Source organism: Campylobacteraceae bacterium, assembly GCA_013215945.1.
In the GTDB taxonomy this organism is placed as follows: Bacteria; Campylobacterota; Campylobacteria; order Campylobacterales; family Arcobacteraceae; genus NORP36.
Genome location: JABSOM010000004.1, coordinates 183,174 through 198,042, shown reverse-complemented (window position 1 = coordinate 198,042; position 14,869 = coordinate 183,174). Strand labels below are relative to the sequence as shown.

The 14,869-nt window shown below is 29.8% G+C and carries 16 protein-coding genes; 12 read left to right on the top strand and 4 right to left on the bottom strand.

Annotated features, from left to right (window positions below):
- Position 1: 1 nt before the first annotated feature.
- The 4 genes from HRT41_05950 to plsY form a co-directional block, all read right to left on the bottom strand.
- Positions 2–625, bottom strand: a complete 624-nt coding sequence (locus HRT41_05950; GenBank protein ID NQY23555.1) for a c-type cytochrome — start codon at positions 623–625, stop codon at positions 2–4.
- 97 nt (positions 626–722) lie between these two features.
- Positions 723–1,811 (bottom strand): porin, encoded by a 1,089-nt coding sequence (locus tag HRT41_05945; GenBank protein ID NQY23554.1) that lies wholly within the window; start codon positions 1,809–1,811, stop codon positions 723–725.
- Positions 1,812–2,048: 237 nt separating this feature from the next.
- Positions 2,049–2,360: a dihydroneopterin aldolase gene (locus HRT41_05940; GenBank protein ID NQY23553.1), complete on the bottom strand. Its 312-nt coding sequence runs from the start codon at positions 2,358–2,360 to the stop codon at positions 2,049–2,051.
- A 167-nt stretch (positions 2,361–2,527) separates the two neighbouring features.
- Positions 2,528–3,148, bottom strand: a complete 621-nt coding sequence (gene plsY, locus HRT41_05935; protein ID NQY23552.1) for a glycerol-3-phosphate 1-O-acyltransferase PlsY — start codon at positions 3,146–3,148, stop codon at positions 2,528–2,530.
- A gap of 192 nt (positions 3,149–3,340) precedes the next feature.
- Here plsY and nadA point away from each other — a divergent pair, with 192 nt between their 5' ends.
- The 12 genes from nadA to ribD all read left to right on the top strand — a co-directional run bounded on the left by nadA (position 3,341) and on the right by ribD (position 14,853).
- On the top strand, positions 3,341–4,330 hold the full coding sequence (gene nadA, locus HRT41_05930) for a quinolinate synthase NadA (protein NQY23551.1): 990 nt from the start codon (positions 3,341–3,343) through the stop codon (positions 4,328–4,330).
- Positions 4,327–5,148, top strand: a complete 822-nt coding sequence (locus tag HRT41_05925; GenBank protein NQY23550.1) for a carboxylating nicotinate-nucleotide diphosphorylase — start codon at positions 4,327–4,329, stop codon at positions 5,146–5,148. The genes nadA and HRT41_05925 overlap by 4 nt, the downstream gene beginning before the upstream one ends.
- A gap of 250 nt (positions 5,149–5,398) precedes the next feature.
- Positions 5,399–6,382 (top strand): bifunctional oligoribonuclease/PAP phosphatase NrnA, encoded by a 984-nt coding sequence (locus HRT41_05920; protein ID NQY23549.1) that lies wholly within the window; start codon positions 5,399–5,401, stop codon positions 6,380–6,382.
- Positions 6,372–7,745: a M23 family metallopeptidase gene (locus tag HRT41_05915; protein NQY23548.1), complete on the top strand. Its 1,374-nt coding sequence runs from the start codon at positions 6,372–6,374 to the stop codon at positions 7,743–7,745. Before HRT41_05920 ends, HRT41_05915 begins: the two co-directional genes overlap by 11 nt.
- A complete protein-coding gene (locus tag HRT41_05910) occupies positions 7,742–8,653 on the top strand; it encodes a UDP-3-O-acyl-N-acetylglucosamine deacetylase (protein ID NQY23547.1) in 912 nt (303 codons plus the stop codon). Before HRT41_05915 ends, HRT41_05910 begins: the two co-directional genes overlap by 4 nt.
- A gap of 2 nt (positions 8,654–8,655) precedes the next feature.
- Entirely contained in the window at positions 8,656–9,108 is a 453-nt protein-coding gene (locus HRT41_05905) for a hypothetical protein (GenBank protein ID NQY23546.1), read from the top strand.
- Between the two features lie 10 nt (positions 9,109–9,118).
- Positions 9,119–10,000, top strand: coding sequence for a homoserine kinase (locus HRT41_05900; protein ID NQY23545.1), 882 nt, complete (start codon positions 9,119–9,121; stop codon positions 9,998–10,000).
- 35 nt (positions 10,001–10,035) lie between these two features.
- Positions 10,036–10,338 carry a DUF448 domain-containing protein gene (locus HRT41_05895; GenBank protein ID NQY23544.1) on the top strand — a complete coding sequence of 101 codons (303 nt, stop codon included), beginning with the start codon at positions 10,036–10,038 and terminating at the stop codon, positions 10,336–10,338.
- On the top strand, positions 10,313–12,982 hold the full coding sequence (gene infB, locus HRT41_05890) for a translation initiation factor IF-2 (protein NQY23543.1): 2,670 nt from the start codon (positions 10,313–10,315) through the stop codon (positions 12,980–12,982). The genes HRT41_05895 and infB overlap by 26 nt, the downstream gene beginning before the upstream one ends.
- Before the next feature lie 8 nt (positions 12,983–12,990).
- Complete coding sequence (rbfA, locus tag HRT41_05885; GenBank protein ID NQY23542.1) at positions 12,991–13,347, top strand: 30S ribosome-binding factor RbfA; 357 nt, start codon at positions 12,991–12,993, stop codon at positions 13,345–13,347.
- Entirely contained in the window at positions 13,344–13,772 is a 429-nt protein-coding gene (rimP, locus tag HRT41_05880; protein ID NQY23541.1) for a ribosome maturation factor RimP, read from the top strand. The genes rbfA and rimP overlap by 4 nt, the downstream gene beginning before the upstream one ends.
- A gap of 73 nt (positions 13,773–13,845) precedes the next feature.
- The gene (gene ribD, locus HRT41_05875) at positions 13,846–14,853 is read left to right on the top strand and encodes a bifunctional diaminohydroxyphosphoribosylaminopyrimidine deaminase/5-amino-6-(5-phosphoribosylamino)uracil reductase RibD (protein ID NQY23540.1); all 1,008 of its coding nucleotides are present in this window, start codon (positions 13,846–13,848) and stop codon (positions 14,851–14,853) included.
- The last annotated feature ends 16 nt before the right edge of the window (positions 14,854–14,869 follow it).

The following is a 14,869-nucleotide window of genomic DNA, read 5'->3' as shown; positions in this document are numbered from 1 at the left end:
ATTAGTTCTTTAATGTTCTAAGATATAAATAAATATTGGTTATTTCTTTATCGCTCAAAAATTGAGAAACAGAATTCATTTGATAAGCAAGAGGAGATTTTACAGCTCCTACACCATAAGCTTTCATTTGCTGAAAATAGGTAAACTCATGAATTTCTGATAATTTATCATAAAACCTTGATCGTTTATTTCCATCAATACCATGACAGGTTGAACATTTACTTTCATATAAGGTTTTTCCATCAATTACTCTTTGTTTTTTTGCAAGAAGTATTTTTGCTTTTCTTTCTTTTTTTGCTTTTACTTTTCTTTGGGCTAATATTTTATTGATTTTTTCATCAATATTGTCACTAGAGACATTTTGTTGATTGTATTTTTTAAAAATATAAGTAAAAGAATATGTTCCATTATTAGGATTTATTTTAACATCATCAATTATCCATGAGTCATTTTTCATATCTTGAAGATTTTTTTCACCCTTACATAGGCCACCATCTAGATTGACATATTCAATTTGTGAGATGGATGTTAAATTTTCTTTATAACATAAGGTTTGTTGAGCATATAAACTGCTAGTAGCTAAAAGTGATAGAAGTAAAAATTTAAGAGTTTTATTTTTGATCATTAATTATCCTTTGGCTAGGATAATAGCATATAACAAATAAAAAAAGCCTAAGGAAAATCCTCAGGCTTTTAATATTTTAACAATTAAGTAAAAAATACTAGAAAGAGTATTTAGCACCTAAAGTTAATTCTGATTTATCATTATTTGTATTATCTATGTCAGTTGACTCATAGTTTGCATAAACTGAGAAGTTTGAAGACATTTTATTTGTATAAGTTAATTTATATGCAGTCATATCATTAGTACCAGATACATCTTGGTCTAAAGAAACATATGTTAATTTAACATTGTTAGTTGCATTGATATCAAAAGCAATACTTGCTTGAATAGCAGAAGCATCAGCATGATCTTGTAATTCAATACCAGCTACAGAAATATTTGATGCAGCAGTATCATCTTGACTAACAGTAGTTTCTCCACCATCTTTATCATTAGCTGCATAAGCTAAACCTAAAGAAACCATACCTAAATCAGCACCAATAGATACTTTAACTTGATTTTGATCTTTAGTACCGTCTAAACCAGTCATTTGAGCATAATCTAAACCTAAAGAAATCATTTCAATATTTCCAGATAGACCTAAAGCTAAGAAGTTTGCATCAGTTTTAGCAGTACCTACAGTACCAATTTGTGCAACATAAGTTACATAATATGATACAGGATCAATTGAACCATTTGCAGTAATGTATGCTAAATCATCTGCACCATTAGCAGTTGTAGCATTTGAGTATGCGTAACCAGCAGTTAATGCAATAGCTCCAAAGTCTTTAGAGAAAGAGATTCCATCTGCATTTGAACCATCAGTTAATGGAGCTGACATTAAACCAAAATTTGTAGTAAACATAGAGTTTTTGTATGTAAAGTAAGCTCTATCTACCTCTAAAGATAAAGAAGAAGAATCTACACCATCTTCTTTTTCATCATCATCTTCTTTTTCATCTAATCTGATTGTCGCAGTAACCATATCGTTAACAGGAATAACAGCTTGGATTCTTATATCAAGATCATGTTGACCATCTTTATCAGCAGTTGCTTTGTTACTGTTGTTTACTTTTTCCATAGTGTAAGATACAAATCCAGATACTTTAACACCTTTGATTGCTTCAGTTAAATCAACTGCAGATGCAGATGTTAATCCAGATATAGCCAATGCAGCTACTAAACTCATTTTTGCGATTTTTTTCATTTGTTCTCCTAAAATTTCGAAATTTATTTTTAATCAGTAATCAGGGCGCGCGAACTGCCTTTTTTCCAATTGCTTGGCATAAAAAGACTTTCCTGAAAGACCGTTGAGAAAATACTACAAGGAATATTTTTAAATTTAACTTAAACGAGATGTAAATTTGCCAAATTTTTGCCAAATTTAAGAAAATGCTATACAAAATGTACTATTTATAGAATATTAATAGGTTTTTTTTTGTTTTTATAATGAAACTGATACAAAACAATCAGGAAGAATATCCGGTTTTGTGATTTTTAATCTGAGTTTTTTCATCTTGTAAGATGTCTCTAAATCATTTTTGATGAAAAGTAGGGCATCTTCAAGTAATTCAAATTTTTTATTTATCATGATGTTTTTTATATCATTAGCAACGAGGGAATAATCAATGAAAGAATCTTTTTGATAAGTATAAATAAAGGATGCGTTGATGATTACTTTTTGTTCTTTTATTCTTTCTATTGGAAGTATTCCTATGATGCAGTTGAAGCTTAGTTCTTTGATTTGTATTTTCATTTTTAGTCCTTGTATATATATGGTGGGATTTTTTGTATTTTGTGAATTTATTTGGAAGGGGTTGTTGAAGGTTAGACTCAGAGAAAAAATCAGCAGATCGCCTTTTTTTACTCAGAAGAAAAACGCCATTTATATGGCCTTTCTTTTACTCAGAGAAAAAAGCTATGTTAGATAGCTTTTTTCTCTTCCCCTTTAAACAATCTAACAATATTAGGTATGTGTTTATAATATATGATAAACATAATTAAATACATAGGTACATTTGAGTTTATTTCTAAACCATTGTTTAAGACTAGTGCAGCTATTACTACGGCTAATAAACCTAGTAGAGATGAGATTGATGAGATTTTAAGTACTTTTGCACAAAAGCCCCATACAAGACCTCCTATTAAAGTAGGAATAGGAAGAAGTACTAAAAATACACCCAATCCAGTAGCCACTCCTTTTCCACCTTCCAGCCCTAAATATATGCTGTAACAATGCCCAATAATTGATAATACTGCTACAGCCCATAAACTTTCCATACTTAATCCATAAGCAGAAGCAATTAATAAAATAATAGTACCTTTAATAGCATCAAGAACCAAAGTAGCCCCTGCAAGTTTTTTAGCCAAAGAAGGATTAATTTCTTTTACTACTCTTAAAACGTTTGTTGCTCCAATAGATTTACTTCCCAATTCTTTGATATTAACCCCTGCAAATGTTTTCGCTATTAGTAAACCAAAAGGAATAGAACCAACTAAATACGCCAATAAATAAAAAAACAGATTTTCATTTATAAAATCCATACAAACCTTCTTTCAAACAATCTTTTATAAAATGATGACCTTATATATACGTAACATTCAAAGTAATATTAAATTTTAAAGTAATTTTTTATAATTTAAAAGGATTATAACAAAAATTTAGTTATATTCGCATATAAAATAGTATTACTTAAGGCTTAGAAAAATGAATAATTTTAAGCGCAAAGGTTGGAATTGAATTTAAAACAAAAAGTATTGGCTTTAAAAGAAGAATTAGATGTAACTATTGTTGCTCACTTTTATCAAAGAGATGAAGTCTTTGATATTGGTGATATAACAGGTGATTCTTTAGAACTTGCAAAAAAAGCAGTAGAAACAGATGCTCACAATATTGTATTTTGTGGGGTTGGTTTTATGGGTGAGAGTGTAAAAGTATTAGCACCTCATAAAAGAGTAATCATGCCAAAAGTTGCCTGTTGTGCAATGGCTAGAATGATTGATGAGTTGTATTATGATGAAAGTATAGAAACACTTAGAAAAGCTGGAATAAAAAAAGAAGATATTTTGCCTATTACGTATATTAACTCAAGTGCAGCTGTAAAAGCACGTGTGGGTGAAATGGGTGGATTGGTATGTACTTCTTCTAATGCTTATAAAATAATAGAAAAAGGTCTGAAATCGGGAAAAAAGATTCTTTTTTTACCTGATCGCTGTTTGGGGCAAAACTTTGCCAAACAAATGAATCTAAAATCAGCAGTAATTGGCGAAGATGAAAATTTACAAGATGCTGATGTTATTTGTTACAATGGTTTTTGTTCGGTTCATCAATTGTTTTCAGTAGATGATATTGAGTTTTATAGAGAAAAATATCCTGGTATCTTAATAGCAGTCCATCCTGAATGTGATCCCTCAATTTGTGATTTGGCTGATTTTGTAGGTTCCACTTCACAGTTAATTAAATATATTAAAGAATTACCAATTGAGCAAAAAGTAGCAGTGGGTACTGAATACAATATGGTTTCACGTTTACGAACTAAAAATACCTATATTTTAAGCTCAACTAAACCTGAGTGTCCAACAATGAATGAAACAACACTTGAAGAAGTATATAAAGTATTGCTTGATATTAAAAACGATACGGTTAAAAAAGAAAATGAAGTTTTTGTAGATAAAGACGTAATAAAATGGGCAAGAGTAGCATTAGAAAGGATGTTTGAAGTATGATTCACATAAAAAAATTCGTTAAAAACGCAATTATAGAAGACAATGGGCGAGGTGATTTATTCTTTGATATTGCCCCAAAAGGACGTTTTAAAGCAAGAGCAATAGCAAAAGCAGATGGAATTTTGGCGGGTGTTAAGTATGCAAAAGTATTAGCAAGAACAGAAAGATTTGACTGTAAGTTTTTAAAACACGATGGGGATGTTCTCAAAAAAGGGGATATCATTGCTGAGTTAGAAGGTAAAGCTTCTGTTTTACTTTCAAGCGAACGTACTTTTTTAAATCTTTTACAACATGCAAGTGGCATTGCTACTATGGCAAATTCTTATGTTAAAAAAATAGAAGATTTAGACGTAGTTATGTTAGATACTAGAAAAACAAGACCACAATTAAGAGAATTTGAAAAATATGCAACTAGAGTGGGTGGAGCTATTAATCACCGCTTAGGATTAGATGATTGTTTAATGATTAAAGATACTCACTTAAGAACTATTGATAATTTAGAAGAATTTATAAAAAAAGCGCGTAAACGAATTTCTTGGGTTACTAAAATAGAAATTGAATGTGAGACCTTTGCACAAGTAGAAACAGCTATGCATGCAGGAGCTGATATTATAATGTGTGATAATATGAAACCCCAAGAAATCAAAGAAGTTATAAAATACAGAGATGAAAATCATTCTCATATATTAATTGAAGCTTCTGGAAACATTTCTTTGGAGACTGTTAGAGAGTATGCTTTATCTGGGGTTGATGCTTTGAGTTCGGGTTCAATGATTCATCAAGCAACGTGGTTAGACTTCTCAATGAAATTCGACTAAAATAGAGGTATAACTTATTGCCTTTTTCTCCTACTCTTCGTCTGAGATATAATTTTTGTCCTCATGTACTAATGTACACTGCGGGAAAAATTCTAACTCATCCTTGATTAGAAAAAAAATTCAATAATTTCTCCCTCTATTTTACTATGATTGTTAGAATTCTTTTTTATTAATTAATTGTTATTAGAACTCTGCTATAATTACGAAAATTATTTTAATGGTGAAATTACATTAGGAATAAGGACTTATTTTGAAAAAAGATTTTATACTGAACAATAAACTTGATAGTTCGTTTTTTGCAGAAGCACTTTCTTTGATTTCAAAAGCACGATATATAGTTATTGTAAGTCATATTAATCCAGACGCTGATACTATTTCATCTGCTTTAGCTTTATCTTCTTATTTTAGTGAAAATAAAATCAATCATAAAGTATTTAATGTACGAACAGCAGATATTCCTTCAAGGCTTGATTTTTTGCATCGTTTTGATAAAATTGTTCAAGAATTACCAAAAACCTTTGATTTGATGATTTCTGTGGATTGTGGGGCAAGATCACGTTTGGGAATACCAATACCTAAGGATATTCCTTTAATTAATTTTGACCATCATAAATCCAATGATGGTTTTGGAACAGTAAATTTAGTAGATGAGAATAAATCTTCTACAGCAGAAGTGGTATATGACTTTTTTAAATTTAATGGTTTATATATTACAAAAAATACGGCAAGTGCATTGTATGTAGGTATTTATGAAGATTCATTGGCATTTACTTCTTCTAGGTGTGATGAAGGTACTTATGAAAAAATTAACTTTTTAGTTAAATGTGGGGCAGATCCCTCATTAATTGCTTCTTTATTAATAAGACGAGATTCTTTGGCAAAATATAGAATTTTGCCAAAAATATTTGATTCTTTGGAATTACATGAAGAAGGAGAAGTCGCTAGTATTTACGCTTTACCTTTATGGTTTAAACAAACGGGTGCTGTATATCATGAAACAGAAGTAGCACTTGATATGATTTTTTCTATGAGTATAGTTAAAATTGCAGTATATTTTAGAATAGTAAATGAAAAAGTTAGAGTTTCTCTTCGTTCAAAAGATAATATTGATGTTTCTAAAATAGCAGCAATATTTGGTGGTGGTGGCCATTTTAATGCAGCAGGTTGTGCAATAGATACACTTGATATATATAAAGCAAAAGAATTAGTATTAAAGGAAATAAGTGAGAAATAATAAAAGTGGATTTGGAAAAGTTGTATTTTATTTAATAACAATAGCAGCAGTATGTGCAGGTGTATTTATTTATATTTCTCCTACTTTTGAAAAAAAAGTACCTACAATTACTTTTAAAGATGGAATTTATTGGAATTTAAAAGACTCTTTAGATTTACAATTAAAAGATGAAAGTGGTATTAAATTTTATAAAGTTACTTATAAAGACAAAGACAATGAAATTGTACTTTTTAATAAAGTATTGCAAAATCCTGAAAAAATATTAAATCTAAAAATCGCACCTCCTGCTTTAGATATGTTTTTTAAAGGAAAAGTTGTAAAAATTTTAGTTGAAGCCATTGATGATTCTAAATGGAATTTTTTAGAGGGAAATAAAAGTATTAAAGAGTTTACTGTTAATATTGATAAAAAAAGACCTCAGGTTAATATTATTTCAAATTCTTATGCCATTAGAAGAGGTGGTTCTGCTATTGTTATTGCCCAAGTTAATGATGAAAATTTAAAAGATGCTTATATCTCTTTTTCAAATCAAAAACGTTTTGAATTAATTCCTTTTTATAAAGAAGGATATTATATAGCTTTAATTGCTTGGCCTGTAGATGTAAAAGAATTTACAAAAGTTACATTAGTTGCAAGTGATAAAGCAAATAATCTTGTAAAAACAAAAATTCCTCTATATATAAGAAAATTAAAAATGAAAGATTCAAAGATAAATATTTCTTCCTCTTTTATTAAAAATGTAACGGTAAATGTATTAGAAACGAGTTCTTATAATGTTCCAAGTTCTTTAGAAGAAATTTTTGTAGAAGGTAATAATATTTTAAGAGCTAGCAATGTAAAAAGCATTGAAGATGTTTCTAGAAAATATATGAATAAAGAAATGATTTCTAAAATAGAGTTAAAAGCATTTAAACGCTTAAAAAACTCAGCAACTGCTGCAGGTTTTGCAAACAGACGGCATTATTATTTGGATGGGCAAAAAATTGATGAAGCTTGGCATTTAGGTATGGATTGGGCTTCATATAAAAGAGCTCCTATTAAAATATCAAATCCTGGACGCGTGATTTTTAATGATTATTTAGGAATTTACGGAAATACTGTTATAATTGACCATATTTTAGGTTTACAAACCTTATATGCACATACAAGTGCTACAAATGTTAATGTAGGTGATTATATCCAAGCAGGTGAGCAAATAGCTAATACAGGAACCACAGGTGCTGTATTAGGTGATCATTTACATTTTGGAGTTTTAGTTCAAGGTATTGAAGTTAATCCTTTAGAGTGGATGGACAAAACTTGGATGAAAAGTAGAATTTTTGATGTAATTGATGAAGCAAAGAAAGTGATAAATAATAAATGAGACAAAGAACAATAGGGCGAAAAGTAGAAATAGTAGGAATTGGTTTACACAAAGGTGTTGCCGTAAAAATGATTCTAGAACCATTAGATGCAGATATGGGAATTGTATTTTATCGCAGCGATAAAGGTGTTTCTATTCCTTTAAAAGTAGAAAATGTTGTGGATACAAAAATGGCAACGGTTATCGGAAAAGAAGGTGTTGTAATTTCCACCATTGAACACTTATTATCAGCAATTTATGCTTATGGAATTGATAATTTAAGAATTATTGTAGATAATGATGAAATGCCTGCACTTGATGGAAGCTCTTCTGGGTACTGTATGTTATTAGATGAAGCAGGTATTAAAGAACTGGATGTTTCAAAAAAAGTAATTAAGATAAAAAAAGAAGTAGAAGTTACAACACCTGAAGGTAAAAGAGTATGTTTAAAACCTTCTTCTCATATTATTTATGATTTTTCTATTGATTTTGAACATCCTGTTATTGGAAAACAAGCCTACAGATTGGATTATTCGCTTGAAGAATATAAAGAGAATATTTCAAGAGCAAGAACTTTTGGTTTTTTACATGATTTACAATCCCTTCAAGCAGTAGGTCTTGCCCAAGGTGTTTCTTTGGATAATGTGATAGCTATTGATGATAATAAAGTAATTAATCCAGAAGGTCTAAGATACCACGATGAATTTGTAAGACATAAAATCTTGGATGCTATTGGGGACATGAGTTTATTAGAATATACAATTATTGGTGAATATACTGCACATGCAGGATCTCATCACTTAAATCATTTATTAACCAAAAAACTTTTAGCAGATAAAAGTGCTTATGAAATAATTGATTTAGAACTTGCGCAAGAAGAAAGCCGTGTTTTTGAACTTGCTTATGCAACATCTAATAATAAAGAGTAGTTTTGTATCAAGTATTCGTTATTTCAATAGCAAAACCAATACAAATTGGTTTATATGAAAACTATAATTTAATTAAGACCTATGATGAGGAAGGTAAAAGTTCTGATATTTTACCTTCTTCCTTAAAATCAATTTTCAAAAAATATGATATTAATGAAATATATTATGTTAATTCTCCTGGTTCTTATATGGCTATAAAAGTTGCTTATGTTTTTTTAAAAACACTTTGTATTGTTAAAGATATTGAGTTTTTTGCGAGTTTTGGTTTTCATTTTAATGAGAACTCACCCATAAAAGCTTTAGGGAAAAAATACTTTTTTTATAAAAATAATGAAATTATTACAGACTTTTTGCATAAAGAGTGTACAATTGCGCAATTTTTATTACCAAAAGTATTAAATACAAAATTATTTAGTAAAAATACTTTGCCCATATATAATTTACCAGCAGTATAAAGGAAGATAATTGAGAATAACGGTACCAGCAACATCTGCAAACTTAGGCCCTGGCTTTGATACTTTAGGTTTAGCAATTAAGTTAAAAAACCAAGTTATCATAAAACCAGCTAAGTTTCATTCTGTTTCACTAAAAGGTGAGGGTTCAAAAAACCCAATGTTAAAAGACAATAATATGTTTGTTTCCATTTTTAATGATTTTTATTTTAATTTGACACAAAGAAGAAAACATTTTAGATTTGAATTTGAAAACCAAATTCCACTATCTCGTGGACTTGGGTCTTCCTCTGCTGTAATTGTTTCTGCAATTGCTTCTGCTTATGCTATTGAAGGACTTGAATTAAGTAAAGACAAACTTTTGAATATGGCTCTTTCTTATGAAGCACATCCTGATAATATTACACCAGCCGTTATGGGTGGTTTTTGTGTAGCAACAGTAAAAGACAATGAAGTTCAATACATTAAAAAAGATTTACCAAAAAATTTATCTGCTGTAATTGTTGTTCCTTCAAGACCAATGTCTACAAATCTTTCAAGAAAAGCCCTTCCTTATAAATATTCAAAAGAAGATGCAACCTTTAATATTTCACATTCGTCTTTATTAACGGCTGCTTTTATGAGTGAAAATTGGGATATGTTAAGAACAGCATCTTTAGATACTTTTCATCAACAATACAGAATGAAATTAATGCCCGAACTTTTTGAAGTACAAAAAGTTGCATTAAAAACAGGTGCTTTAATGTCAACGCTTTCTGGTTCTGGATCTACTTTATTTTCAATTACTCATGCAGGTGATGCGAAAAGAATAGAAACGGCTTTAAGAAAGAAATTTCCACATTTTAAAGTGTTTATTTCTGGTTTTGACAATACTGGTTTAGCTATAGAAAACTAAGCCGTATTGAATTAAGTAATATTTGGATATAATGATTGGCAAATTTAAAAAAGTGTTTAAGAACGTGTATTGTCTGTAGAAGTAAACTTGAAAAAGTTGATTTATTAAGGCTAAGGTGTGAAAATAAAAAACTTGTACCATACAATAACTATGGCAGAAGTTTTTATATTTGTAACCAATGCTTAGATGTATGTTTCGATGTTACAGATGAAACAAAAAATCTAAAAAGTATAAAAAAACTAGAAAAATCACTTTTTAGAGAGTGTAAAAATAAAGATGAGTACCTTGTACAACTTAAGGAGATATTAACGCATGTCAGAAAAAGTAAGAGTTTATGAAATAGCTGAAGAGGCTGGAGCTAGTAGCAATGATGTTATTACGAAAGCAAAAGATTTAGGGATTGAACTAAAATCACCTCAGAGCGCAGTTTCATATGCAGATGCGGAAGAAATTGCAAATTATATAATGACGGGTAAAAGTTCAAAACTACCACAAAAAGTAGAAGAGAAAAAAGTACCTGTTAAAAGAGCAATGAAAATCGTAGAAAAAAAAGAAGAAGAAAAAACTGAAGTTTCTACAACAGAAGAAAAAACATCAGAAGTTAAAAAAGACGAAAGTCCTAAAACTGAAACAGAAGTTGCAAAAGTTGAACACACTGAGGCAAAAGTTGAAGTTAAAGTTGAAGTTACAGCTAAACCAGTTGTAAGTGAACCTGTAAAGAATGCCTCTGATTCAAGAAGAATTGTTCCAAAACGTAGAGGTTTAAAAATTGTTAAAAAAGCAAAACCAGCACCTGTTGTAAAAGAAGAAGTATTTAATAACTTCTCTTCATCAAAAAAACAAATGAAATCTTTAAGTGAAATACTTGGAAATAATTCAGATGATAATAAAGTAGCACAAGCTCAAAGAGTAAGAAAAGAAAAAAAGAGAGTTAGTGCAAAAGCTCATGAGCATGGTAAAGTTATGCATATCAATAACAATCAAAATCATGCTAATGAATTTAATAATTCTACTTCTTCATTATTAGGTGAAGAAGTTGTTTTATTAGATATGGATTTATCTGATACTTCAAAATTATTTGAAGATGAAAGAAAAAAACAACAACAAGCACAACAACTAAGAACTACAAGACCTTCTGCTTTTGGTAACAGACCTAGAGGTTTAAGACGTGGTAAACGTAAAAAAAGATATACAAGAGAAGAAATAATTGAAGATATTACAGCTGTTACTATTCCTGAAGATGTAAGAGTTTACGAATTTGCTGAAGCTTGTGGAAAATCCGCTTCTGAAGTTATTACTGTTTTATTTGGTTTAGGAATGTTAGTTACTAAAAATGACTTTTTAAAACAAGACGAATTAGAAATACTTGGTGAAGAATTTGGTATTGAAGTTACTGTTAAAGATGCATTAGAAGATGTAAATTATATTGAAGATTATGCAGAAGAAATTGATGCAACAAACTTTGTAACAAGACCACCAGTGGTTACTATAATGGGTCATGTTGATCATGGTAAAACATCTTTATTGGATAAAATCAGATCTGCAAAAGTTGCTGCTTCTGAAGCAGGTGGTATTACTCAACATATTACGGCTTATACAATTACACAAAATAATGAAAAAATTACTTTTGTTGATACTCCAGGACATGCTGCTTTCTCAGCTATGAGAGCTAGAGGAGCAGCCATTACTGATATTATTGTAATTGTTGTTGCTGCTGATGATGGGGTTAAACCTCAAACTGAAGAAGTAATTTCACATGCTAAAGCAAGTGGTTGTCCTATTATAGTTGCTGTTAACAAAATGGATAAAGAAGCTGCTAATATGGATATGGTTAAAGCTCAAATGGCAGAAAAAGATTTAACACCTGCTGATTGGGGTGGAGATGTTGAATTTATTGGAGTTTCTGCACTAACAGGTAAAGGAATTGATGATTTATTAGAAAATATTTTAATTCAAGCAGAAATTCTAGAATTACAAGCAGATCCTACTGGTAAAGCAAAAGCTGCTGTTGTTGAAGCTACTATTGAAAAAGGAAGAGGTCCCGTTGCAACTATTATAGTTCAAAATGGTACATTAAGAGTAGGTGACAATATTGTTTGTGATACTACTTACGGTAGAGTAAAAGCTTTAACTAACGATGCTGGAAAACCTGTAAAAGAATTAGGACTAAGTGAAACTGGAAATGTTTTAGGTTTAAATATGGTTCCAGTTGCTGGTGCTGTTATGGTTGCACAAGATTCGGATAAAGAAGCAAAAGATATCGCAACTACTAGAGCTGAGCATGCACGTGCTAAAGAATTGTCTAAATCTACTAAAGTTACTTTAGAAGAAATGTCAGGATTAATTGCTGAAGGTAAAATTAAACAATTACCAGTAATCATTAAAACAGATGTTTCAGGATCATTGGAAGCAATAAAAGGTTCATTAGAAAAAATTAGAAATGATGAAGTAAAAGTGAAAGTTTTACATGCTGCTGTTGGTGGGATTACTGATTCAGATTTAGTATTAGCAAATGCATCTGAGGGTTGTATTATCTTAGGATTTAATGTAAGACCTACTGGTTCTGTTAAAGCTAAAGCTAAAGCGGATGGTGTAACTATTAATACTTATACTATTATTTATGATTTAATTGACGATGTTAAAGCTGCATTATCTGGTATGATGTCAGCTATTATTAGAGAAGAAAATACTGGTCAAGCAGAAGTTAGAGATACTTTTGTTGTTCCTAAAATAGGAACAGTTGCAGGAACAGTTGTAACTGATGGTAAAGTAATTAAAGGTGGATTAGCACGAATCATTAGAGATGGTGTTATTACATATACTGGTAAAATTAAATCGCTTAAACGATTTAAAGACGATGTTAAAGAAGTATCAAATGGTTACGAATGTGGTATTATATTTGAAAACTTTAATGACATTAAAGTCGGAGATTTCATTGAAACATTCATTGAAATTGAAGAAAAAGTTAGTATAGACGACTAGGATAATATTTGAAAAGCGTAAACTTACAACGAACAGAATCTTTATTAATGGAGCTAATACCTGAGGCATTAGCTACATTAAATGATACCAGAATTAATTCTTTATCTATTACAGCAGTTAACTGTAAAAATGGTAAATATGATGCTATTGTTTATTATGATGGAAGTGACTTTTCAAAACCTGAGCATCAGGTTTTGAATAAACTTCTTATAAAAGCATCTGGCGCAATTAAGTCTTATTGTTTAAATTCAACAGGCTGGTATAAATGTCCAGACTTTAAATTTAAAGCAGATACAGGATTAGAAAAAAGTCTTAATATAGAAGCTTTATTTTCTCAAATTAAAAATAAAAAGAGTGAATCGTGAATTTAGAAGAATCAATTAGAATAACTGTCGAAGGTTGTGATGCAATGTTGTATGATATTGTTACAGCTAAAGAACATAATAGGAATATTTACAGAGTTTTAGTTACTGCAAAGGGCGGTATTAACTTAGATAAATGTGCTGAAATCTCAAGATTGATTTCTCCTATTTTGGATTTAAATGAGCCTTTAAATGGGGATTATATATTAGAAGTAAGCTCTCCTGGTATTGAGCGAAAACTTAAATATCCTCATCATTATTTAGGTTCAGTTGGTGAAAAAATTAAAGTTAAAAATATTGCAACTGAAGTTTTCAGAGGCGAATTATTAAGTGCTAATAATGATAATATTGTTATTAAAACTGAATTTGGTGAAGAAACCTTAGATTATGATTCTATTCTTTCAGCAGCTACTTATTTTGAATGGTAGAATATAAGTAAAACATAAAAAAGGAAGTTGAATATTCAGCTTCCTTTTTTTTTACATTTTTTAAAGGAAAAAAATGAAAATTGATGATAATTTTTATATGAAGTTAGCACTTGATGAAGCGTGGAAATATCAATTATTAACCTATCCTAATCCAGCAGTTGGATCAGTGGTAGTTAAAAATGGGGCAATATTAAGCATTGAAGCACACAAAAGTGCTGGCCAAGCACATGCCGAAGTAAATGCTTTAAAAGCTGCATATTTAAAAATACACAAAAATGATGTTTTAAAAACAATGCATGATCCTTTCAAAATTCATGAATATTTAATTAAAAATCATAAGGGTTTTTTTAAAGATTGTGAAATTTATGTAACGCTGGAACCTTGTAATCATATAGGAAAAACACCTTCTTGTGCAAACTTAATAAAAGAATTAAAGTTAAAGAGAGTGATTATTGCCCATGAGGATATGAATAAAGAAGCAGCTAAGGGGATAGACACTCTTAAAGCAGATAATATAGATATTGATCTAGGTTGTATGAAAAAAGAGGCCTATGAGCTTCTATACCCATTTTTAAAATGGAGTAAAAGCAATTTCATTTTTTTTAAAATGGCACAAACATTAAATGGTACTGTTTCAGGAAAAATATCAGGAAACCAAGCTTTGGCTTATGTTCATGCATTAAGAGAAAAAATTGATCTTTTAGCCATTGGTGGAAATACTGTAAGGATTGATAAACCTACACTTGATGCCAGATATATTGCAGGACGAGCACCTGATGTATTTATTTATTCAAAAAACAAAGTCTTTGATACAAACATTCCTTTATTTAAAATTCCCAATAGAAAAGTAATAATAAGTGATGATTTATTTAAACTTCTGGATTATAAATTCATTATGTTTGAAGGTACTTATACGCTCCTTGAAGTACTAAAAGAAAGAATTGATTATCTAGTATTAATCATCTCTCCCAAAATGAGAACAGGTCTAAATGCTATTGCAATTGAACAAAATTTCAAAGTAGTACATGAAAACTACATTGGAAAAGAAAAAATAGTATATTTAAAAAGATTAACTCTTTAAATATACTCTTTTATTA

What these genes read in the sequence shown, in the direction of transcription:
- HRT41_05950 (NQY23555.1), bottom strand. Translation starts at nt 625, where the DNA reads ATGATCAAAAATAAAACTCTTAAATTTTTACTTCTATCACTTTTAGCT.
- HRT41_05945 (NQY23554.1), bottom strand. Translation starts at nt 1,811, where the DNA reads ATGAAAAAAATCGCAAAAATGAGTTTAGTAGCTGCATTGGCTATATCT.
- HRT41_05940 (NQY23553.1), bottom strand. Translation starts at nt 2,360, where the DNA reads ATGAAAATACAAATCAAAGAACTAAGCTTCAACTGCATCATAGGAATA.
- plsY (NQY23552.1), bottom strand. Translation starts at nt 3,148, where the DNA reads ATGGATTTTATAAATGAAAATCTGTTTTTTTATTTATTGGCGTATTTA.
- HRT41_05925 (NQY23550.1), top strand. Translation starts at nt 4,327, where the DNA reads ATGATTCACATAAAAAAATTCGTTAAAAACGCAATTATAGAAGACAAT.
- HRT41_05910 (NQY23547.1), top strand. Translation starts at nt 7,742, where the DNA reads ATGAGACAAAGAACAATAGGGCGAAAAGTAGAAATAGTAGGAATTGGT.
- infB (NQY23543.1), top strand. Translation starts at nt 10,313, where the DNA reads ATGTCAGAAAAAGTAAGAGTTTATGAAATAGCTGAAGAGGCTGGAGCT.
- ribD (NQY23540.1), top strand. Translation starts at nt 13,846, where the DNA reads ATGAAAATTGATGATAATTTTTATATGAAGTTAGCACTTGATGAAGCG.